Origin of the sequence: Pseudohalioglobus lutimaris, from assembly GCF_002866825.1 — a bacterium.
GTDB classification, from domain to species: Bacteria; Pseudomonadota; Gammaproteobacteria; order Pseudomonadales; family Halieaceae; genus Halioglobus; species Halioglobus lutimaris.
This window is the reverse complement of the sequence record NZ_PKUS01000049.1, coordinates 1-21,556: the sequence shown is the minus strand read 5'-3', so window position 1 is coordinate 21,556 and position 21,556 is coordinate 1. Positions and strand designations below refer to the sequence as shown.

Sequence of the window (21,556 nt, the reverse complement as noted above, 5' to 3'; positions counted from 1 at the left end):
CACACGGTGCCCCTACACTGAAAGACTCGAACGCAGGTAATGCACCTATGTACGAACCGGACGCAGCGACACGAGTCAAACGATGGCTGGTACTCATAGTTGTCACTCTGATGGCAATAGATTTTGTGTTTGTCGTCGCCGATGAGCGATGGCTCAGTGCATTTCTCATCATGGCCATCGCTCTGCTTATATCTCTGGTTACGGTATTCAGTGACCGACTTATCGTGCAGATTCCCTCAGAGTTTCAGGTACTAGCGCTGGGTTTTGTTTTCTGCGCTCTGTTCCTGGGGGAAGTAAAGAGTTACTACGATAGAATCTGGTGGTGGGATATTGCTCTGCATAGTACGTCGGGCCTGCTAATGGGTATTCTCGGCTTTCTCCTGGTTTATGTTCTCAATGCCAGTCAGAAGATTGCTTTCTCCATGACGCCCCATTTCATCGCGTTTTTTGCCTTTATGTTTTCCGTTGCTGTTGGTGCGATATGGGAGATATTTGAATTCTCGATGGACAGCCTTTTTGGTACGCGGATGCAAAAGCCCATGTTTAACGATGCTTCAGGCCTGACTGACACCATGTGGGACATGATAGTGAATACCGTCGGTGCTGCGATTATCAGTGTTATGGGGTGGTGGTATATGAAAAATGAACGGCGCTCCTTTATTGATTCGTGGATCCAGAAATTCGTTGATAGAAACCCGGACTGGTTTGAATCCTGACTGCGGTTGCTGCAAGCGAATTTTCTCGAGCCAAATGTCGTTCATACGTTAATTGGCAACTGATTGCCCGCAGGGTCGCCCTGGATGTACTACCAACCCAATGGCTTTCGGAGCCTGTGCCTTACAACCGGGGCGGAACATATATAACTGCGTTGATGCGTGTCAACGACCGGACGCCATTACCACGCTACAATGATCACTGCGGTGTACTGTGCATCTAAAAAGTGTAAACACAGTCGAGCTTACAGATTAGGGCCGATTGCTTCTTTTTTTGGTTGTTCAGTCAGTTGCAGGATTGTTGGCGTTCTACGGAGCGTAAGGGCAAGCGTCATTCTGACTTGTCAAAATTCATAGTGGGGGATTCGATCGTGGCGTATACAAATATTCTAGTGGCTCTCGACATTAGCGATGAAGCAGGCGAGGTCCTGGATTCCGCCAGGCGTCTAATGTCCGACGAGGGCGCACAACTTTCAATTGTGAATGTCATAAAGCCGATAACGGGCTTTTACGTTGACATATTCTCAGTGTTGGCCGATCAGGGCGGTATTGAATCGCAGGCAATAGAATACGCCTCGCAGTGGCTGAAGGAGTTAGCGCAAAACCAGGGGGTTGAACCCAAATCGATTGATATCCTGCTAGGTACCCCGGCGGTCGAGATTCGGCGCAAAGCAGAAGAAATCAACGCAGAAATAATCGTCCTGGGTACGCACGGGCGGTATGGCCTCGGGCGCCTGTTGGGCTCAACCGCAAATGGCGTTCTCCACGGTGCCCCTTGTGATGTTTTAGCGGTCAAGGTGCGGACCGAGACAAAGTAAGGTGATCAGTCGCCGACTGAACTGACGTTATCCGCAATCGGGTGCATTGCTTGAGGGGAGGGGAGTACTGAGTATATTCGGGCCTTCGGCACCCACCGCAAGAGAGGGATGTTAATGGCATATAGGAATATATTGGTGGCCCTTGACACGCGCGACGAAGCTGCCGAGGTTCTTGAGTCAGTCCAAAAAGTAATGTCCCAGGAAGACTCAAGCGTTTCAATCTTCCATGTTATAAGACCGCTTACGGGTTTCTACGTTGATATGGCTTCAGTGCTGAATGCAGAATCGAAAGCAATAGACCAGGCTTTTCATTGGTTAGAAAGGCTTGCGGAGGGTCACGACATTAGCCCCGACAGTATCGATGTTGTCCTTGGTACGCCCACTACCGAGATTTGGCGCAAAGCACAGCAAATAAATGCAGATTTGGTCGTCCTTGGAACGCACGGACGCCACGGTCATGGGAAAATACTCGGCTCAACAGCCAATGGTGTATGTAATACCGCCCCTTGCGATGTACTCGCGATAAGAGTGTGAGGACTGGTCACTACAGCGCAGTTAGGGCAGCTAATTGAGGGGAGGGTGGTGAGCCGTAGCTGTTAGGCCCTTCTCACGTTTCCGGGCGAATCTCTGTAGCCTATCTGAAACTGTCTGTTGTGCGCGTGCCGCCTGCGTTTGTCCTGGGGTTTCTCCGTGCACCTGTAGCGTTAAATGCATTCTAGTTAACCGGGCTGATCCGCTCGGAACTGCACTGGCAGGGCTATTGGCCGGACATGGCCGTAAGGGCTATCGGTGAATGTGAGCGGGTTACAACAGTGCGGTCAGGCCAGTCAGGATGCCTCTGCAAATAATTGCATTTTGTCCGTAGAGTGTTGTATTTAACATAATACAATTATTTAACGTAGGACGATTACGCAGTTATTCGCCTGTCCACGACGCAGTGCCTGGATAAGCCAGCATGCAGCGAATCACGCTGGAGCGCCGTGCGGTCCCAGGCCGGCGGTCCAGAATGAGCTCGTCCCAAACTACGTGAGGATGGCATCACAAGCTTAACGGCGCTAACAGCTGAGCTCCGGTACGAAGCTCAGAGAAAGGTCGATACCGGTTGCGTTAACAGCTAATTCCAGTCCGGGTGCGATCCCGGGTCTTTAATAATAAGGCCTCATGGCTGATCTTCATTTCAGGCAACGCAACTGAGTGGCTCTGTACGGCTCGTAAAAATAGGCGTGCGTAATACGTGCCTGACGCCGCGAACATATAGCCAGGTGAGGTCAGTTCGCATAGAGATTTAGCTTCTGTGAGGCTGAACTGGACTTCCCACGGTTTCGTAGACACCGATTACCCTCATAACGAGGCTTTTTCAAACGCTACTGGGCTCACGTCACCAATATGACTGTGACGCCGTGAGCGATTGTAGAACACTTCGATGTAATCAAACACGTCGGCCCGACCATCTTCTCGGGTCGGATAGATTTTCCGGCGCACCCGCTCCTTTTTCAGGCTGCTGAAGAACGATTCCGCCACCGCATTATCAAAGCAGTTCCCACGTCGGCTCATACTGCCTTCCAGAGAATGCGCTTTTCGGAATGCCTGCCATTCATGGCTCGTATATTGGCTACCATGATCCGAGTGCACGGCTAGGGCGTGCAAAACGTGCAGAAAGTGCCGCTAAGAAACTTCAACAAATTCAATGAGATAAGTTTTGCAGAGCGCGATTTTTCCTTTTGAATCAATAACATCCTGGTAATTTGCATATTTTCGCCCGTCCGATAGGCTGATTGGCCCACTCTGGCGCCGCTTCGGCGGGGAGGTGAGCATGCAGCCATGGCAGACCGCATTCCTTGGTCATCAGGCACTGCCGCGTACATTAACGCCGTTTGAGCTCCGCTACTTTTTCTCGTTTTCTGAGGTCGAGAAGCAGGCCATTAAATCTCGCCGACGCCACCTGAATCAGCTCGGTGCCGCCCTGCACCTAGGTTTCATCAAAATGAGTGGGCGGACTCTTGATGCTTTTGATATGGTGCCGCGCACACTGCTGGCCCATCTTGGGCAGGAACTTGGAATACCGGTACCGACGCTGACATCATTACGTGCACTGTATCGCCGTCGTCGTACGTTGTATGAACATCAACGTTGGGCCACTGACATTCTGGGTTTTCAGAACTCGACCGAACGCCAACGGCGATCTCTTACTGGTCTGATCAAGAAAGAATCCCACAAGGCGTTGACCCGACCCCAACTTGTCACCTTCGCCCGGAGCTGGTGTTACGAGCACAAATTGCTCATCCCCGGTGATCGTACGCTGAATGATCTCGTTCGCAATGCAATTCAACAAGCCGTGCATGATCTTCTGGCTGCGGTCGAGGAAGTCGTTCCGGAACCGGTAAGGCAGGAGTGGCTGGTCGCCCTGGGGTCAACGCGCTCGAAAGACCGCACTGTCCTTGAATGGCTACAGGGTGAACCCGGTAAACCTTCTCAGGCTACATTGAGACGACAACTTTCGTATATCGAATACCTGAAGGAGCTTGCGGTTCACGACTATCCACTCGACATGCTGCGCCTGGAGCACCAGAAACAGCTGGCACAACGCATTCGAAGGCGGCGGCCAGCCCGCTGGCAGACACTCAGGGAGCCGCGACGAACGTTGGAGTCCGTCTGCTTTCTCCGGGTCACCCTGTTGCAAAAGACGGATGTGCTCATCTCCCTGGTTGATCGCGAGATACTCAAGTTACGGCGCGATACCGTCGAACAGGTTAAAACAGCACATGCAAAGCTCGGTGTATCACTCCGGGAAAAGGTTCAGGATCTGCACGCCTATGCCCAGGCACCAGGGCGCACATTGGGTGAAGTCCGCCAGGCAATCGCAGAGCTCCAACCGGATGCCAGTATCCCATGCTTCACTAACCGGGCCGCCGAAGTCCGGTACCACATGACAGATTCGGCCCGTGCTGTGAGGCGCCTTCTGAAGGCACTGCTTATCCTTGAGTTCGAAGGGCCCGGCGGACATCCACTGATCGCTGCCCTTGCGGACTTACGGGAACTTTATGACAAGCGTGTCCGCCATCTCCCTCTATCCATTGACGGCACGTTTGCACCTATCTGGTCTGCCGTAATTGAAGGGGCTGACCGTGCCAGGGCATTGCGGGGCTACGAGACTGCTATCCTGTTTGAACTGCGCAAAGCACTTCGTAATGGCGCGATCTGGGTTCCCCACAGTCTTTCCTATCGCCACCGGGAGCAGCTGCTGATTGCCTCTAAACAATGGCGGCAGGGTAAGAAACGCTATTATGCTCACCTGAATCTACCCCAGGATCCAGAACGCTATGTCGCCCGTTACAGGAAGCGCCTCAATGAAGGACTGGAGCAGGTGGCTGAAGCTGTGCTCTCCAACCAGGTTGACATCGAAAAAAACCAACTGGTACTGGAAGCACTGGAGGCAGAACCTACCATTGCGGACTTGGAATCGACACGCGATGCTATCTTTGGGGAAATCGGTACCGTACAGTTCCCGGAATTGATGATGGAGGTCGACAGCCATACGCGGTTTAGCTCCGCCCTACTGGGACGAGAGCCGACGTCGTGGGAGGAACTCCTGTCAGTATACGGCGCCTTGCTGGCGCACGGTACCGATATGACGCCCACAGGTATGGCACTGATGATTCCCAAGATCAAGGCGACGGCTATTTCGGATGCGATGGCGCTCTTGGAGAACAGCGCCGCCTTACGGCTGGCCAACGACAGCTGTGTGAACTTCACGCAGCGTCATCCCATTACCCGAACCTGGGGGGAGGGAACGATCGCCTCCGCCGATTCCATGAGCCTGGATGCCACGCGTCACCTCTTCAGTGCCAGGCAGGATTATCGACGTGGACGCAAAGGCATCGGCATCTACACCCACAAGCTTGATCAATGGCCGCTCATCTATGATCAGCCCATCGTACTGATGCGGCGCCAGTCAGGTGCTGCCATTGAAGGTATGTTGCGCCAGCGATCAAGCGAGGCCCTGGAACGGGTTGCTGTGGATACTCATGGCTTTACGTTCTTTGGCATGGGATTTTCCAAGGGGCTGGGATTTGACCTGTGCCCAAGGCTGAGGGGCATCAAACGACAATTGCATGTGCCCCGGGGAACCCGGGTTCCAGATGTCCTTGAGCCCGTCGTTAGCCGGGATGTCTCCATGGTGAATATCCGCGCGGGCTGGGACGGCTTTGTCCGATTGATGGCCTCAGTGGATGCTGGTACGTTATCGGCCGTGCTGGCACTGGAGCGTTTCGGCTCGGATTCCCGGGCGGACCCTATCCACAAGTGTGGTACGGCCATGGGGCAGTTATTCCACACGCTGTTTCTCTGTGACTTTGTGGGCATCGATGACTTCCGGCGCGAGTTGCTGCGTATTCTCGATCGCGGCGAATCAACTCACCGGCTGTTGCGCGCCATCCATGCGGGCAACATCCCCGCGCACCGCGGCAGGCGACCGGAGGAATTGATCGCCATTTCCGGGTCCCTCACTTTGCTGAGTAATATCACCATTGCCTGGATGACCCTCCACATGCAGCAGGTCATCGATCGGTGGAAGGGGGAAGAGGGGCGTCGAGTAGATCCGGAGCTCCTGCGCCATATCGGGCCCGCCCGTTCCGAAGGTGTTAACTTTCGCGGCAAGCTGGATTTCCCGGTGCATCAATATCAGGATCGTTTGCTATCCAAGAAGGTGAGAAAACTGAGATAGGGGAGGGTAGCCACCACTCATCAATCGGGGGAATCGGATTCTGCTTCCAGTCTCTCAGTTTCGATGACTGCCCGTGTCTGTGCCTGCAATTCGGGTAGATCCTTTTCGAGGGTTTGCCAGACTATGGCCAGATCCACTTTAAAATAACCGTGAGCCAACACATTGCGCATCTCGTACGCCGAGGCTAGGGGCAGTTCGGGGTGGGCGTCGGCAAAAGCTGGATATCGTTGCCTGATATTACGGCTGGCTTCTCCGATCACCTCGAGATTGCGAATCACCGCATCCTGCGCCATCGCATTCTGCAGAAAAGCAACTTCGTCGAGATCGTCGGTGTAATCCTGAATCCGGTCAATGGCCTGGAGAATATGTGTGAGATAACCGAACAGGCGCGCGGTGTCTGATTCCTTCATACCGGCACGGCTTCCGCCAGCACGGCATCCCGAAACGTGTCAGGTAATGCCATGGGCGTGACGACGTCAACCGGCACACCGAGTAACGTGCTCAGTTCATGACGTATGGCCCCAATATCTAGCAACGTGGTGTCAGGCGAGGGATCGATCAACAGGTCTAAATCACTGTTGTCCGTATCTTCACCGGCCGCGGCAGAGCCGAATACTCGCGCATTGCTGGCGTGGTGGGCTGCCACCACCTGCCTGATAACGTCGCGATTGGTCTGCATGGCTTCGGAAGGTCTCATGACGATCTCTCGATGTAATACTCTTGGGAACGGTACTGTATAGAAGGTGCTCGATCAAGGTACACAAATCAATGCTTGGCCGGCCGATCAAGGTACTGTGAGAAGGGCCTGCCAGCGCTAAACTATAAACTACATTAACTATAAGCAGCAACGCACTGTCAGGCATAGAAAAGGTAGAGATCCAATGTCTTATGTGTTTGATTTTAAAGGAATTCCTTAACGGCACTTTCAGCACGTTTTGCACGTCCCAGCCTAATTAACCACCACCTCTAGCATAATCTCCTGCAGCTGCCATGACCACGATTCAACTTCTGAATCGAATAGTTACTGGTGGAATACGTCCCCTTAGGTGACGTGGGTGTTAAGCTACGAAACCGGAAGACTTCCACCGATCTGTTTGGAGAGCACTTTTGTTGACGCAAGAAGCTCTTCGTAATATTGCTGAAGATCGTCTGCCGATACTTCGTCTTGCATGACATGCAATGAAATGAGGTACCGAGGTTGTTTTTCAGGCCCAAAAACCGGTGCAATGATATGGCTCACACCGAGGCACTCTCTTGTCGAGAGTTCGTCAGCAGAATAAATTCTTGTTCCTACAATGTCTGCGAGTTGATCAAGCTTCGTGCGAAGAATGTCTTTGGGATTTTCTGCTTGCACAGAGGTCAATAGCTCGCGCAGCTGATTAATTGTCTCATTGACATTGTTTTGTATCCCGTGCACGGCTAGGCCTATTTTGCGAATATCGAACATAACTTTTTTCTGGTGTTTGCCTCGCAGGTTTGGGTCATGCCACCAGGCACTGTTTAACCATCTCTCTATATCTTCATTAGAGCGCCAGGCCATCGCGATTGTGCCATGAGGAGGCTGGAGAGGGACGCTTACGCCTGGAGCAATTCCAAAACTCTGCGTCGAGCCCACTGCCAATATTACTTCTTGGCGATCAGCATTTATTCGAGCCAGCGTGCATCCAAAACCAAACTTCGCGTGAAGGCGGTTTAGCTCATCGTTCGCAATACCGAGAAGAGGAAAGCTTCGAGCAACACCGTTTAGCAGGCGCAGTACTCCGAATCCTAATCGGTATGACCGGTCGTCAAGCCGCTCAACATAATTTTGCTCTCGCAAAGTCATCAGGATGAGGGAAAGCGTTGAGGTGCTTAGATTTAGCCGCCTCGCTATTTCCACTGCGCTTAATCCCTCGGGTGTCGTTGCTAGAGTCTCTAGTATTGCAATGACCCTTGACGTAGGTGGCGAAGGCGCTAGACTCATATCTATATTGTTGGAATGTAAATCCTAATAATAGGATAATTAAGAAGGGGTGTCAAATGTTTGGTGAAGTTAAAAGAGATATGAATGTTGGGGACCTTAGTGGGTGGGGTTTAAAGGCTTGGGATTTTGATGAATTTCATCGAGTAGAACTCCCAGCTCGACTGAAATCCGGGGTCAATGACAAAGTGGCTTGGGATTTGGAGGGTGTACCTCCTTTCTCAATTACTCTCCCTGATGGGCGCGCTTATAGTTATGCGCTGGTTCGGGGGTGGGTCAAAATTACACAGGGGATACATGCGGATGCACAGTGTGTGATTGAGATTCAAGAGCGCGCATGGCAAAACTACGTTCATGAGTTGCGGACGACGTCATCATTGATCCTGTCACAAGCCGTGAGCTTTCTACGTGGGAGTATCGACGATTGGCGCACCTGGGCTCCTGCCATTCAGTGTATGTACTCTGGGCGGGAAATCTTTGATCCATCACTACCTCTTCTGTCCATGGACGGTATACCTCTGGACCTGAAAAAGGCCTTCCATTATGGAGATGAACCTGAGGAGATGTCCCACTTCCTTCGAACGGCAGGCTATTTGGTAATCCGAGGAGCTATGGCTCATCGTTACGAGGAAATAGCAATTGAAATAGATCGGATTCGTTCGGAGTCTAGCGAAGGGGAGATATTCTCATGGTGGACTCAGAACCTGGACACAGAGCAACGGTTTCCGTACAGGCTTATGTTTATTTCAGAGCGTTCGTCTCTTATCAGGTCTCTAATGGATGATGACGCTACTGTTCGAGATATTGTTGCCCTTTCGAAGAGAAATCTTGTCCCTCTACATGACCGCGGGCAGGGCGCTATGACGGTGCTGAAGCCCTTCGGTGAGGGAGCGAAACTGGCGCCGAGTATCGCAGGCAATCTCGGCTGGCACGCTGACTGTGGTCTCGGGGGCTGTAATATCATGTGTCCCTCCATCAATATCGGAATTCATCTAGATGCGGCGGGATCACAAAGCTCTCAGTTGTGGGCGCTCGCAGGCACTCATGGCCGCTCTGTCCACAATACGGCGCTGATGGGGACTGACCACCCGCGTGCGGTCCCCTTAGATACATCACCTGGCGACGTGACCGTCCATTACTCTTGTTTGATGCATGCGGGCCCGCCACCAACTGGCCCCAACCAACGGCGTACGCTTTACTTGCCATTTTACGCCCCGGAAACCCTGCAGCTCCTGGGACGATTCCAAAGCTTTGAGCAAGTTCTTCCAGGATATGGTACCGGGGATATTCCAAGTCTCGATCAAGTCGCCAAAGAGCAAACAACGCATGGTATTAGTTAAGGATGGTCACGGATAGTAAAATTTCTACCAGAAAATTTAGATGCATTGATAAATTTATAATCCTGAAACATAGATACGGATAAATGTAAGCATCCAATGCGGGAGAGATGCACGTTTACACCCGGATTCAATCCAATTTGTTTTCAAATTGGATTGAATCCCAATTTAAAATGTCATCCATAGTGGAATTAAAAAATATGGATTTGTAATGCACGATTCCAGCATTACAAGCGGAATCTAGAGTTAATTTGTCTTACTTTATTAATTTCTCTGCATGCACAGTTACATGAAATGTTGCGGTTTGCTGCCGATCCGAAGCATAGCAAAGTGATTTGTTCAGAAATCAATTCAGATAGGAATTGGTGCTGAGTTTGTGCCCGCGACACTGTAGATAATCTGTCCGCTATAGGACGAAACGTCCTTGCGTTAGCCGCAATCCTGAGGAAGGGCGGATTATTAAAGTATGGAAGTGATAATCACCTTTGCTGCCGGGCTATTGCTAAGCGCTTTCCTGCTGTGGATCTGCGTGCCAAGATGCTGAAACAAACACGCATATTTCTAGTAGTATTTTCTCTTCATTCCTTCGCCGACAATTGTTCTGATCGGATGACAGAAGAGGGCAATTTCTATATTCCCAGGCATCACTCTAGTCTTAAGCTGTAGGAGGCGGGCGGTTCCTGTTCTATATATTTGACTTATGATTTGTCTGAGAAGGGCTTCCAGAAAATAAGCGGGCGCAAATTACCGTTCATGTGGCTTAAGCTGTTGAAAACACTGGAATTCAGGCCGAAGTTTTCCACTTTCAAAGTCAAGCCACCTGGAGAGCCAGAATTTTCCCCAAATCGAAGACGGGACTATTGGCTGCAATTCGCCTGAAGTCATATTCGCCCTGCATATTGACGTGTCGCCAGGTGATCAACGATCCACTTTTTATGGCGGCCAGCATCTCGTCATGCTCGTCTCTGTCTTTCGTATTCAGTAATTCCTGTGACAGATATAGGGCGTTCCACAAGACAATGGCATTCTGGATGAGCACCTTGCAAGCGGTGGCGATCTCTTGGTTCTCGAGGCTGCCATCCTGGAATTCCTGATTGTTATCGAAGAATACCGCTTTCGAGAAGCGGTTTGCGAGTTCAATTTTGTTGAGTTGTTTCTCGATGCGTTGGCGAAGTTCCAAATTGTCGAAGTAGGTCAGTATAAAGCGGGTTTTAATCACGCGGCCAAAATCCTTGAGCGCTTTGTATAAAGGATGGTCATTCGCGTAAGAACTCAGTCGTTTGAACAGCTGCGAGGCACTGCTGTACCGCAGCTTGATGGTGGCCATGAAGCGCAAAATATCATCCCAGTGGGACAGTATGAGCTTTCTATTGACCGTGTGACCAGGCAGAATGACATCGCCCCGGCGTTGATGCACGCCCTTACTGGAAAAGCTGGACAGCGTTTGCTTGCCTACTTTCTTTAGTCGCGGGGCAAACGCCGTATCGATCAGGTGCGTGGCCGCGAAGATACACTCGGTATAGCCGTGGGTATCGGTCGAGTGAATATCGCTCTTGATCACCTCATTTTGCATGAGCCCGTCGATCACATAGGCCGCTTCGCGCTCCGATGCACTGATAACCGTGGAATGGAACAGGGCATGCCGCTCGTCTATGAACGTATACAGCGTGACCCCCTTATCCTTTCCGAAGTACTTGAATGAATGGTTGGCGTGCAGACAGTCAACGGCCACATTGACCTTGCGGCCATCACTGCTGGTGTGCAGTTGCCCGGGCTCGTGCTGGAATGCGTTGGACAGGGGTAATTTGTCCATTACCTGTAGCAATTGTGTGTTAGCTGCCTGGATATTCTTCAGGCCGAAACACCAGTTCACGGTGCTTTTCAGCGTGCTCTGGTTGATCCCCTGGGAAATTTGCGACAGTTTGTGGACGCCGATGTTGCAGCCTTTACCCAAGATGCCAGCGAGCACCGTGTCGTCATTGGGTTTTAGTTTATGGTGTTTGGGGCTCAGATGTTTAAAGCAGGCAATGAAGTTACAAATTTGACTGATTTCTCGTAACACCTGCAACACCGATACAATCCCATTGTCCACGAGTGTTTGACCCACGAAACCGTCCTCACTGAAAGCGGTCTCTGGGGTACGTACCTTGGCAGTGCCTTTCTTGTCGAAGCGAAGATGCTCGTTTTCACCGGATCGAATGCGGTCATTGACCCACCGATATTTGGCATCGAGTGTTTCCTTCAACTCTGCCAGCACCGTAGGGCCGTCTGCAAACTTCGTCAGGCCGGCCATGGACAACAAGTAATCGCGCTCTCTCAACCACTGTTCTAGGGGTATCAGGTAGTCCTGAATGGCACGGTACCGGTAAGAGTGTCGCAAATTTAACTTGCCAGCCTTTACCGCCGTAGCCACGGATTTAAATAGCAGGATCTTGTACAGCGAGATCCGCAGCGTCTCGTCTTCGGGGAATAGGGCTTGCTCTTTGGGGGAAAGAAAGTCTAGCGGGGCGCTCTTACCCAGCAGGCCATCCGTGTCTTGGAAATACTTCACGGCAGCCAGTATGTTGGCGTCTGAAGAGGTCGTATCGAATTCCAGTGCTTTCAGAATCGGCGACACCTTAAGTTGCAAGCTCACGGACCTTTTCTCGAGTTCATCGTAGGTTTTTGCCGTGTCCGTTTGCTGTTCCAGAAAGAGTTCACTTTGTTGCAGCGTCTCTCGTACTTGATCACTCTGCAATGCCTCGTAGTCCGTCAGCAGCTGCTCGATCTTCGCTATCCTCTCGGATGCGGATAAACTCTCATTACGTGTGATGGCGGTTATCTCATCAAGCACATGCTGTGCGCTCTTGCGGGCCTTGGTAACGATACGAATGGCTTCTTTCTGGGCCGCCCGTTGTTCCAGGTCGCTCCGGTCCTCCGCATTGGTAGCGGCATTGATGGCCGACTGCGTGCTTTTGAGCAGGGTATCCATCAACACGTCCTGACGGAGACTATACTGATGTTTGATAAACGCCAGCAAATGTAGGTATCGTTTCCACCGATTGAGGAATTGCTTGAGCTGCGCCAGTGTCGCCTTTTTCACCCAGGTGGCATAGTACTCGGTAGCCTTCTCCGGAAGATCCAGCAATGTGTACGCCGATTCAAATTGCGCAAAGTAACGTCCGAATGCGAGGCATGACTTCACGTTTTTCTTGATCCCCTTGGTCTGCCGAGATTGGCTGATCGTCTTTGCCTCACCCAGCAGGGCAGGTAGCCCGTCTGCCGCTTCGAGCATTACATCCACTGCCTCGCAGTCACCAGGTTCAAGGCCAGTTTCTAGCTGTTCGAGCCAGGCAGATTCCACAATGTTAAAACTGTCGGTGATCAGGTTCGCCAGTTGATGATGTGTTGGGATCTCGATACGCTGTTGCCAGCAAAAGTCGACAGCTGCAGTGAATATGCGCTCCGGTTTGATCTGCTGCTCGGCCTGTAGTTGCACGTGCCTGGCGATGTACGCTGCGCTGTCGGCGTCGAAGGCTGTCCAGCCCAGGAGTTCGCAAATACGAATTTGGTGTTGCGCCATACGCGATGGTGAGTACTGTGCCAGGTCGACAGGCTCGGTGATATTGAACTGCTTTGTGAGATACTTGATATCGCGAGATCGAAATGTGTGTCTCTCAAAGAATCTACCGGAGTGCCTGAAATATCCGAGTTGGAGGAGAAATCCGACTTTGTTCGTGTCCGAACGCAAAGCACTGAGTGTGCGCCGGATCTCATCGGTCACGGTAAAGTAGGCAGGGCGTTGCTTGTGTGTGAAGACAGGGGGTAAGTCGAATTTACGTTTTTCGGCGGCTGATAGAAACTGGAGTTGGCTCATGCAAAGGCTCTCGGTGACAAAGCGGGTTCAGGCGACAAGCTATATATACTGTGATAATCTTTATTATTACGGTATCTATATCCGAACGAGGCGTCAATGACAATACCCAGTATGAGGCGATCACCGCTGGCATGCTTTGATGCCATGGAACATATTGATGACAGTCACGCGCCAGAGGGGCTTTCATCCGGACAGGTCAAAGATTATGAGATGGCGCGGGGATTTCTACAGCAGTATACGGGTAGCGTCGCCACCTTTAATAGTTACCGACGCGAAATTGAGCGGCTCCTGCACTGGTGTTGGCATATAGCACTAAAGACACTGGACGAGTTGAAGCGGGATGATATCGAAGACTTCATCCGGTTTTGTCAGCGGCCGCCGGCGGCGTGGATCGGTGTAAAGAAAGCACCGCGTTTTCTTGAGAAGCAGGGAGAGCGCATACCGAATCCTGAATGGCGACCTTTTGTCGCCACAGTGGCCAAGTCCGCCTTCAAGCAGGGCCAGGTCCCATCTAAGAAAGACTATGTCGCCTCGAACAATAGCATTAAGCAACTGATGGCGATCTGCAGCAGCTTCTACCAATATTTACTGCTGGAAGAATACACGTATACCAATCCCGTGGCGCTCATCCGGCAAAAAAGTAAGTTTGTTCAGTCTCGTCAAGGCCACACTAAAGTGCGTCGCTTGAGCCCAACACAATGGCAAATGGTCGTTGATACCGCTGAACAGATGGCCGCCGAGAGGCCAGAATCGCATGAGCGGACATTGTTTATGTTGTCGATGTTATACAGCATGTATTTGCGCATTTCCGAGCTGGCAGCAAGCGAGCGGTGGGTACCGACCATGAATGATTTCCACCAGGACCAAGACGGCCTGTGGTGGTTCACCACGGTGGGCAAAGGTAATAAAGAACGCCAAATTGCCGTCAGCGATGCCATGCTCGCGGCCTTAAAACGCTGGAGAAAGTTTCAGGGGCTTTCAGCCTTACCATCTCCGGCAGATGACTCGCCGCTACTGCCCGTTCATCGGGGTAAGGGCCCGATGAGCAATGCGACGCATATCCGAGCGATCATTCAGGAGTGCTTTGATAACGCCATTCAGAATTTAGCGCGACAGGGTCAATCTGAAGCGGCAGAATCAATGATGGATGCCACAGTGCACTGGCTGCGCCATACGGGGATCTCGGACGACGTGAAAATCCGGCCCCGAGAGCATGTCAGAGATGATGCTGGTCACAGCTCTGGTGCCATTACAGACAAATACATTGATATTGAGCTCAAGGAACGGCACAAATCGGCCAAAAAGAAGAAAATCGTGTCAGGTTGAAAAATCAGGAATGATTGTGAGCAATTTCAATGACTTAGGCTGCACGAACGGTAATTTGCACCCGCTTATTTTCTGAAAGCCGAAAGTCGGCATCATCACCAGTGGCGACGATTGTTACCTGGCGTTCTTTAAAACGCCTCAATCGAAAAGACCGATGGGCATAGCGCCAATCGTCGCAGCCATGATGGTGATCGAGGAATACGTTGAGAATGTCATGCCGAAGGCCACTAAAACAGCGATGGTGTGGGCATCAGGGCCTGTAATAGCAGTTTCAGGGCAGATATAGGCCCTCCGCCATACTTATACACATGTGCGCATAATATATATTATGTTAAATAGAGTATTTGGGCACCTAGATATCCACAGGCGTAGAGCTGTATTTCGGGGATGATGTATTATTCGAATCAAAGGGAGTGTTTTTGCCCTCCTTCCGCTACTGGGTCATGCCCCGGCAAATAGTTATCGACAAATCCAGCATTGTTTTCTGGCAAGAAATTAGAAGGAGTTAATCTGTGGATAAGGCAATACTGTGTGCACTGCTGATTGGTTTCGCGGTTGCCTCATCATCACTGCAGGCTGGCGAACGGCCCAACGTCATCGTAATGGTGGCTGATGATTTAGGCTGGAACGATGTTGGCTACCATGGGGGCGATATCGACACCCCCTCCCTGGATCGGCTTGCCCACGAGGGTATACAACTGGACCGTTTCTACACTACCCCGATCTGCTCTCCAACACGGGCTGCATTGATGACTGGCCGCGACCCGATGCGACTCGGCGTTGCCTACGGTGTGATCATGCCCTGGGATACCAATGGCGTGCACCCGGACGAGCACTTTATGCCCCAGACCTTCAAGGCGGCAGGCTACCAGACAGCCATGGTGGGCAAGTGGCATCTCGGCCACGCCCAGCAGACATATCACCCCAACGAGCGAGGTTTTGAGCATTTCTACGGCCACCTGCATACCGAAGTAGGTTTCTACCCACCCTTCTCCAACCAGGGTGGCATGGATTTCCAGCGCAATGGCATCTCCATTAACGACGAAGGGTATGAAACCTTCCTGTTGGCGAACGAGGTGTCCCGTTATATCCGCGAGCGTGACAAGACCAGGCCGTTCTTTGTTTACATGCCTTTTCTAGCGCCGCATACCCCTCTGGACGCACCAAAGGAACTCCAGGAAAAGTACAAGGATATCAATACGGATCTCGCACCTGCCCGGGCGGGAACAACGGACCAAACCCGTGCGATGGCCAAGCGGCGCGGCGAGCCCAGTGCCCGGCCGATGTACGCGGCCGTGGTTGACGCCATGGACCAGGCGATCGGCCAGGTGCTGGACACACTGGAAAACGAGGGCCTGAATGACAATACCATCGTGCTGTTTATGAGCGACAACGGCGGCGCGTCCTACTCTATCGGGGGCGCTGACAATGCCCCCCTGCGCGGCGGCAAGGCCGAAACTTTCGAGGGCGGCATTCGCGCCATTTCACTGCTGCGCTGGCCTGAACGTATTTCGGCCAACAGTAAACTGGAACAGATCATGTCAGTGATGGATGTCTTCCCTACCCTGGCGGAGGCAGCCGGTATCGAGGCGAAAAATCGCCGTCCCCTGGATGGTCGCTCCATGTGGCCGGCTATCAGTGAGGGCAAAAAGCAACCCCGCGAAGACTATCTGTACTTTGCCTCGGAGATTCCCGTATATGGCCATTTCAATCTGACCGCCTTCAACGACGAGTGGAAGCTGGTTCAGGAGATCGAACAGGGGCAACTCTCCATAGAGGTGACCAACTACCTTTTCCGGATCAGTGAGGATCCAAACGAGTACGACAACCTCGCCGACGAGTATCCCGAGAAGGTTGCGCAGCTGAGCAGGCAGATACAACAGTGGCGTGCACTCCACCCCATCAACGGAGTACGCGGCCATATCTCACCGCCACCCGGATGGAGGGCTCCCCTGGACTGGGCAAGCTACCCTATTCCCTTGTCCGAGTTGCAGGGAGAGGCCACCACAGGAGCTCCGCCGTCGGAAACGTCACTGCGAGGGATGGATTTTCTGCATGGTGAACGTGGTCGCATACTCTACGACTGCCCGCCACCCAGGGGCACAATGCGTGAAACACTGGCAGTGCAACCGCAGTGCCCTATTACGGGGCGAATTCCAAAATATTGATCCAAGTCGCCACAAGGCTGGGCGCACAGCGGGGAAGTTCAAGCACTGCTTGAATCACGATGCGTGATCAGTCGCGTGACTGAGATCGGCATAGGTGTCTGCTACAGCAGCAGTGATTCCTCAATCGGGAAAAATGTGGTGGCTTGTTCGATAAGTAGCGGCGAGGTCAAACCTGGTACGCCATACACCTCCCCTTTGGTACCAAAGCGTTGATTGATTCGGTGCATCAGAAACCCAAAATCGCCGTCACCGGATAGCAGGATGAGGGTGTCGCACTCCTGTGCCGCTTCGTAGGCGTCAAGGGCAATGCCCACATCCCAGTCAGCCTTGGTGGTACCGTCTTTGCGATTAAGTACCGGTTTCAGTTTTACTTCAAAGCCGATGGCCCGGAGGATGTTCTGGAACTGCATCTGCTTCTCATCGCCACGGTGTGTGGCGTAGGCCCAGGCGCCCACTAACTCACGGTCCCCGGTGGCTTGAGCCCAGAACTTGTTATAGTCAAAACTGCGTTTATAGGCCTGTCGGCAGGTGTAGTAAATGTTCTGCACATCGACAAAAATGCTCACTTTTTCCAGGTGGGCTGTGCTGGTCAAGAAGATTGGCCCTGCTGCGGCAGTTGGTTCATATACTGCTGCATGTCGAAATAGTCGCGCCAGGCGCTGATCTTACCATCGGTCAGTTCAAAGGTGCCCATTACCCGCAGCTGGATAGCGCCATCGCCAATCCTGAAAACATCGGTGCGCTCATTCATGACAACACCGTCGGAACTCTCTGCTTGATGATGCACCTTAAACTCAATGCTCTGCGGTGCCGCCGTAAACGACTCTATCACTGCCCGGATCTCTTCCTTGCCGACACTCGCGGGATCCACGGGGATGTTGTGATAGACCGCATCATCAGTGAAGAAATCCATAATCTTGTCCAGGTCCCGCTCTGCCCAGGCCTCACAGAAGGCGGTGATAACGTCAGAGTTGCTCATTGTCAGTGCTCCTTTTTATTTGGGATCAAGGCGGTGAGTCTAGCAGACAGGACAAGAGTTCGCCCAAGCTACTGTGAACTAGTGGCCCGCAGCGCCTGAGCGACAGTGTGTAGTGCCCCAGCTTAGCGATCTCATTATTCAGGTGCGCGGGATATCTCTTTCAGGCGCATGTAAATATTTTGATATCCGGGTTACGGCGCGTTGCCGCCCCAGGAGACCCCGACTACTTGGGATCAATCTGGGCAAGAGTAATGGCGAAGCCGCATTTTCCAGCTGAATTCAAGTTGTGTTCTTCGTATTTCCTGAACATCCCATCTAAATGCTTGTCAATCTCTTCCTGGGTGTAATCAAGTGAGTGGACAGCCTCTATACCCGCCAAAGCCGCTCTTTCTTTCGCTGCGCTCGCGTCGCTAACGCCGATGAACACACTCATAACGCCCTCCCCGTTTGCCTCAAGAAATGGCGAAACAGCACTACTAGTTTCCCGGCCAGGCATTGGTGCGCAAAGTTCTATTCCTGCATCCCAACTAATCGCGACCTCTATGCCGAACGGCTCGCCTGTCCAATTGGCATTATTAAAAGTCGCGCCAAGAAGCTCTGAATACAGTTCCTTGGACTTTTCGATGTCATGTACGGCAATAACTACTCGATTAATTCCTCTCAGTTCCATAACTACTCCCATGCATTTAGACTACTCGTTTAAAGATCTAAGACCTGGACCTTTTTCGGGTTGCGAATTGGTGGCCGCTGTATTTCCTGTCTCGCGGGTCGGACACTATTTTTTTGAAGTAATGTAGCGGGCGGATTGCGGATGCGGTTCACCGGGCGACATTCCATCAGTCTCTTCGAGAAGCTGCATACCGGCTATATATGCAAATGTCATCGCGGGCCCAATGGTTCCCCCTCCTCCACCATAACTGGCTCCAGGCGAGCCGACACCAGCTGTATTGCCTGACGCAAACAGACCGTGCACCACACCGCCAAACACATCAATCACTCGCGCACGCTCATCAACTCGTAGTCCGCCGCAGGTGCCAAGATCAGCCGGGCTGATTTCTGCGCCATAAAAAGGCCCTTGTATCAGCGGCGCAAGTGTCTTTTCGGTATCGGTACTACCATAGGTATCGTAAATACTCTCGCCACGATGGAATTGCGGGTCCGAACCGGATCGAGCATTGCGATTAAATAGCTCCACCGTCTTTACCAGGCCATCAGCATCAATTCCCAGTTTCCCGGCTAATTGTTGCAGCGTATCTGCCTGGACCACCCATGTCGGCAGTGCCTGGCTGGCCTGCCTCCCAAAAATGCCATACTTCATACGGCTGGTGTGATCGAAGATATGGAACGCGGGTAAGTTGCGATAACCAAGCTCCCCCCAGTTTTCCCACGTATGATAGCTACGCCAGGTGGAGTCGTAGTCAGCCGCCTCATTGCAAAAACGTTCGCCGTAACGATTGACCGCAATGCAGCCAGGATTGCGTCGGTCAATCTGGCCCATCAGTGAGATACCACCACGACGATCCCCGTTGGCCTCAGCATCATCTTTGTAGACAGTAATTCCCCACACTTCATTCATATTACGCAGATCAGCGCCAGCATCCATGCCCATCAGGATACCGTCACCGCAGTTACTTTCCGCTCCTAGTGTGTAAGGCGAAGGCCCTCTCAGGAAGTGCTTTTTCATCTCCTCATTTCGCTCAAAGCCACCGCTCGCCATCAGCACGCCCCGGCTGGCTCGAATTCTCAACCGTTCTCCATTGTGTTCGGCGAGCACGCCCACCACCCTTCTGCCGCTCTCGGTCTGTTGCCACAGCAGCTTTCGCGCGGGTGTTGCCAATAACAGTTCTCCACCCGCTACCCTGATCGCGTCAAGCAGCGCCGAGATCAGTAATCCGCCGGCCATGGAAACACCCGGTTGTACAGGCTCCAGCGATCGCCCCCTGATATTGGACCCGGGCCACTCGGGGTGATAGTCGGCCACTGCACCCAGCATTTGTGAAACCCGCCAGGTAATTGTTGTGTGCGCCTCTACGTAGTCGATCATCTCCGGCCCGTGGGCGACAAACGCCTGAATCAACTTCTCCTCGGCCTGCCCCTGGGCGAGCTTGCGTAGATATTGCAAGGCCTGCTCTTCACTGTCATTGAGTCCCTCTCTCTTCATGACATTGTTATTCGGAATCCAGGGTATTCCTCCGGAGACGACTGTACTCCCGCCGGGTGCGCTGTGCTTTTCCAGGATCAGCACACGCTTGCCCGCTCTTGCGGCGACCAGGGCAGCCACCAGGCCGGTGCCTGAGCCAATAACCACAACATCAAACTCACGGTCCCACACCGCCTGGCTGGATGCGCTGTGGGCCTCTGTGCTGCCCAGCAGGGCGCCACCTGCCAACACGGCTCCACCTCTTAGCAATTCACGGCGGTCTATTGTCAGCTTTTCATCTTCACTCATATTCCTACCTCGAGAGACGACTATCATGAGACAGCAGGATTCAAGCACGCCACCCCGCGATTACAGCGACGGCACGCACCGGCAAACTCACTTTCCGCCGGAACGGATCATGTATTTTTATATTCCTACCAGAAGTGCGCTGGCTATGAACACCGTACTATATTATGTTACATATTGATAAATATGTAACATAATATAGTACGGTGATTGATATCACTGCTAAGGTAGCGTCGTCGCAGTCATCGAAACACAAACAACTGAATGAACACCTTGAAGGCAATGGACAGCGCCGAATCGCCTCTACAAGAGCGCATACTCGATGCGCTGGAGCGGTGTTTCAGAATCATCGGCATGCAAAAAACAACGCTTGGCGACGTGGCCGCCGAGGCTGACGTATCGCGGATGACCGTTTATCGGCAATTCAGCGATAAACAGACGTTATTTCAGGCGGCTGCGCTGCGCAATATCCATCGCCAATGGCAAGCCGTAGACGAAAAGCTGGGGACAGTGTCGTCACTCTCAGAGTGGCTGTTGGAGGGACTGCTGCTTTTTCACCGCATGTATATTAATGATGCGAAGGTAGATCTCTATAAACAGATCGGCGGTATATCTGAGGGGCTTGAGGTAGCACTCAGTGACCGCGGGCTGGAAACCATGGTCGCTTTTTTTCGTCCGCTGTATGAACTGGCAAAAGAACACAACCAACTGGCCCCGGGTTTGACACCGGAAGACATCGCAGAATGGATACATAGAACGAACCATACACTTCTCGTCCACCCCAGCCCCAGGATCTCAACTGAAGCCGACCTGAGGCGCTGGCTGACGCCGCAGATTACCGGTGGATTCCTGAGAGTCACAAACTAGCCAGAAACCCTGGCCGGTATCTGGCTGCTAAGGTGAATCGCGCTAAGTTACTTTTAATTGGACTCAACGCTAATCTGGGGAACCATAGACAATGACTCATACTTTACCTCTGAGGCCTCTGGTTGCCGCAACCCTTCTGGCTTGCCGGCGCTGGCACAGGCTCAATTGGAAGAAGTGGTTGTAACCGCACAGAAGCGCTCGGAGAGCCTGACGGATGTGCCGATTTCAATCGCCGCCATATCTGCTCAGAGTATTGAGCAGACCGGGGTGCGCAGGCTCAACGATATTGCCGAATATATACTGCGGATTCAAACGGTCGACGCAACACAGGCATTAAATCTATCAGCTGGTGTTTCGTAGTCC

Annotated in this window: 17 protein-coding genes and 1 pseudogene; 9 read left to right on the top strand and 9 right to left on the bottom strand. The window is 52.3% G+C overall.

All coding sequences use genetic code 11. From position 1 onward, the window contains the following. The first annotated feature begins 47 nt into the window (after positions 1–47). From C0039_RS20145 to C0039_RS20135, 3 genes are all read left to right on the top strand, one after another. The gene (locus C0039_RS20145) at positions 48–716 is read left to right on the top strand and encodes a DUF2238 domain-containing protein (protein ID WP_076001334.1); all 669 of its coding nucleotides are present in this window, start codon (positions 48–50) and stop codon (positions 714–716) included. 338 nt (positions 717–1,054) lie between these two features. Continuing rightward, positions 1,055–1,531, top strand: coding sequence for a universal stress protein (locus C0039_RS20140; protein ID WP_165787202.1), 477 nt, complete (start codon positions 1,055–1,057; stop codon positions 1,529–1,531). A gap of 108 nt (positions 1,532–1,639) precedes the next feature. Next, on the top strand, positions 1,640–2,065 hold the full coding sequence (locus C0039_RS20135) for a universal stress protein (protein WP_101519128.1): 426 nt from the start codon (positions 1,640–1,642) through the stop codon (positions 2,063–2,065). An 807-nt stretch (positions 2,066–2,872) separates the two neighbouring features. On the opposite strand, the pseudogene C0039_RS20130 reads toward C0039_RS20135, so the two are convergent. Further along, positions 2,873–3,163, bottom strand: a pseudogene (locus C0039_RS20130) (IS3 family transposase); the annotation flags it as partial. A 181-nt stretch (positions 3,164–3,344) separates the two neighbouring features. On the opposite strand from C0039_RS20130, the gene C0039_RS20125 reads away from it, so the two are divergent. Beyond that, entirely contained in the window at positions 3,345–6,254 is a 2,910-nt protein-coding gene (locus C0039_RS20125) for a Tn3 family transposase (protein ID WP_101519127.1), read from the top strand. Between the two features lie 20 nt (positions 6,255–6,274). On the opposite strand, the gene C0039_RS20120 is transcribed toward C0039_RS20125, so the two are convergent. The 3 genes from C0039_RS20120 to C0039_RS20110 form a co-directional block, all read right to left on the bottom strand. Then, positions 6,275–6,664: a HepT-like ribonuclease domain-containing protein gene (locus tag C0039_RS20120; protein ID WP_076001344.1), complete on the bottom strand. Its 390-nt coding sequence runs from the start codon at positions 6,662–6,664 to the stop codon at positions 6,275–6,277. Then, the gene (locus C0039_RS20115) at positions 6,661–6,951 is read right to left on the bottom strand and encodes a nucleotidyltransferase family protein (RefSeq protein WP_076001343.1); all 291 of its coding nucleotides are present in this window, start codon (positions 6,949–6,951) and stop codon (positions 6,661–6,663) included. Before C0039_RS20115 ends, C0039_RS20120 begins: the two co-directional genes overlap by 4 nt. A 366-nt stretch (positions 6,952–7,317) precedes the next feature. After that, on the bottom strand, positions 7,318–8,217 hold the full coding sequence (locus tag C0039_RS20110) for a helix-turn-helix domain-containing protein (protein ID WP_076001342.1): 900 nt from the start codon (positions 8,215–8,217) through the stop codon (positions 7,318–7,320). A 56-nt stretch (positions 8,218–8,273) separates the two neighbouring features. Here C0039_RS20110 and C0039_RS20105 point away from each other — a divergent pair, with 56 nt between their 5' ends. Further along, a complete protein-coding gene (locus C0039_RS20105) occupies positions 8,274–9,554 on the top strand; it encodes a phytanoyl-CoA dioxygenase family protein (RefSeq protein ID WP_076001341.1) in 1,281 nt (426 codons plus the stop codon). 808 nt (positions 9,555–10,362) lie between these two features. Here C0039_RS20105 and C0039_RS20100 read toward each other — a convergent pair. Continuing rightward, a complete protein-coding gene (locus C0039_RS20100; protein ID WP_101519126.1) occupies positions 10,363–13,407 on the bottom strand; it encodes a Tn3 family transposase in 3,045 nt (1,014 codons plus the stop codon). A gap of 144 nt (positions 13,408–13,551) precedes the next feature. On the opposite strand from C0039_RS20100, the gene C0039_RS20095 reads away from it, so the two are divergent. Both C0039_RS20095 and C0039_RS20090 read left to right on the top strand, forming a co-directional pair. Continuing rightward, a complete protein-coding gene (locus tag C0039_RS20095) occupies positions 13,552–14,733 on the top strand; it encodes a tyrosine-type recombinase/integrase (protein ID WP_084179845.1) in 1,182 nt (393 codons plus the stop codon). A gap of 512 nt (positions 14,734–15,245) precedes the next feature. After that, positions 15,246–16,901, top strand: a complete 1,656-nt coding sequence (locus C0039_RS20090) for an arylsulfatase B (RefSeq protein WP_243391678.1) — start codon at positions 15,246–15,248, stop codon at positions 16,899–16,901. A 101-nt stretch (positions 16,902–17,002) separates the two neighbouring features. Here C0039_RS20090 and C0039_RS20085 read toward each other — a convergent pair whose 3' ends face one another. The 4 genes from C0039_RS20085 to C0039_RS20070 form a co-directional block, all read right to left on the bottom strand. Further along, positions 17,003–17,494 (bottom strand): LabA-like NYN domain-containing protein, encoded by a 492-nt coding sequence (locus C0039_RS20085; protein WP_232334803.1) that lies wholly within the window; start codon positions 17,492–17,494, stop codon positions 17,003–17,005. Next, a complete protein-coding gene (locus tag C0039_RS20080; RefSeq protein WP_101519125.1) occupies positions 17,491–17,880 on the bottom strand; it encodes a limonene-1,2-epoxide hydrolase family protein in 390 nt (129 codons plus the stop codon). Before C0039_RS20080 ends, C0039_RS20085 begins: the two co-directional genes overlap by 4 nt. Positions 17,881–18,103: 223 nt before the next feature. Continuing rightward, positions 18,104–18,550, bottom strand: a complete 447-nt coding sequence (locus C0039_RS20075) for a VOC family protein (RefSeq protein ID WP_076001346.1) — start codon at positions 18,548–18,550, stop codon at positions 18,104–18,106. Between the two features lie 105 nt (positions 18,551–18,655). After that, positions 18,656–20,329 carry an FAD-dependent oxidoreductase gene (locus C0039_RS20070; RefSeq protein WP_165787200.1) on the bottom strand — a complete coding sequence of 558 codons (1,674 nt, stop codon included), beginning with the start codon at positions 20,327–20,329 and terminating at the stop codon, positions 18,656–18,658. Between the two features lie 261 nt (positions 20,330–20,590). Here C0039_RS20070 and C0039_RS20065 point away from each other — a divergent pair, with 261 nt between their 5' ends. Further along, positions 20,591–21,193: a TetR/AcrR family transcriptional regulator gene (locus C0039_RS20065; protein WP_101519123.1), complete on the top strand. Its 603-nt coding sequence runs from the start codon at positions 20,591–20,593 to the stop codon at positions 21,191–21,193. 165 nt (positions 21,194–21,358) lie between these two features. Next, positions 21,359–21,553 (top strand): hypothetical protein, encoded by a 195-nt coding sequence (locus C0039_RS20060; RefSeq protein WP_165787199.1) that lies wholly within the window; start codon positions 21,359–21,361, stop codon positions 21,551–21,553. Positions 21,554–21,556: the final 3 nt, after the last annotated feature.

What these genes read in the sequence shown, in the direction of transcription:
- C0039_RS20135 (WP_101519128.1), top strand. Translation starts at nt 1,640, where the DNA reads ATGTTAATGGCATATAGGAATATATTGGTGGCCCTTGACACGCGCGAC.
- C0039_RS20100 (WP_101519126.1), bottom strand. Translation starts at nt 13,407, where the DNA reads ATGAGCCAACTCCAGTTTCTATCAGCCGCCGAAAAACGTAAATTCGAC.
- C0039_RS20105 (WP_076001341.1), top strand. Translation starts at nt 8,274, where the DNA reads ATGTTTGGTGAAGTTAAAAGAGATATGAATGTTGGGGACCTTAGTGGG.
- C0039_RS20120 (WP_076001344.1), bottom strand. Translation starts at nt 6,664, where the DNA reads ATGAAGGAATCAGACACCGCGCGCCTGTTCGGTTATCTCACACATATT.
- C0039_RS20125 (WP_101519127.1), top strand. Translation starts at nt 3,345, where the DNA reads ATGCAGCCATGGCAGACCGCATTCCTTGGTCATCAGGCACTGCCGCGT.
- C0039_RS20115 (WP_076001343.1), bottom strand. Translation starts at nt 6,951, where the DNA reads ATGAGACCTTCCGAAGCCATGCAGACCAATCGCGACGTTATCAGGCAG.
- C0039_RS20145 (WP_076001334.1), top strand. Translation starts at nt 48, where the DNA reads ATGTACGAACCGGACGCAGCGACACGAGTCAAACGATGGCTGGTACTC.
- C0039_RS20065 (WP_101519123.1), top strand. Translation starts at nt 20,591, where the DNA reads ATGAACACCTTGAAGGCAATGGACAGCGCCGAATCGCCTCTACAAGAG.
- C0039_RS20080 (WP_101519125.1), bottom strand. Translation starts at nt 17,880, where the DNA reads ATGAGCAACTCTGACGTTATCACCGCCTTCTGTGAGGCCTGGGCAGAG.
- C0039_RS20095 (WP_084179845.1), top strand. Translation starts at nt 13,552, where the DNA reads ATGGAACATATTGATGACAGTCACGCGCCAGAGGGGCTTTCATCCGGA.
- C0039_RS20110 (WP_076001342.1), bottom strand. Translation starts at nt 8,217, where the DNA reads ATGAGTCTAGCGCCTTCGCCACCTACGTCAAGGGTCATTGCAATACTA.
- C0039_RS20070 (WP_165787200.1), bottom strand. Translation starts at nt 20,329, where the DNA reads ATGAGTGAAGATGAAAAGCTGACAATAGACCGCCGTGAATTGCTAAGA.
- C0039_RS20075 (WP_076001346.1), bottom strand. Translation starts at nt 18,550, where the DNA reads ATGGAACTGAGAGGAATTAATCGAGTAGTTATTGCCGTACATGACATC.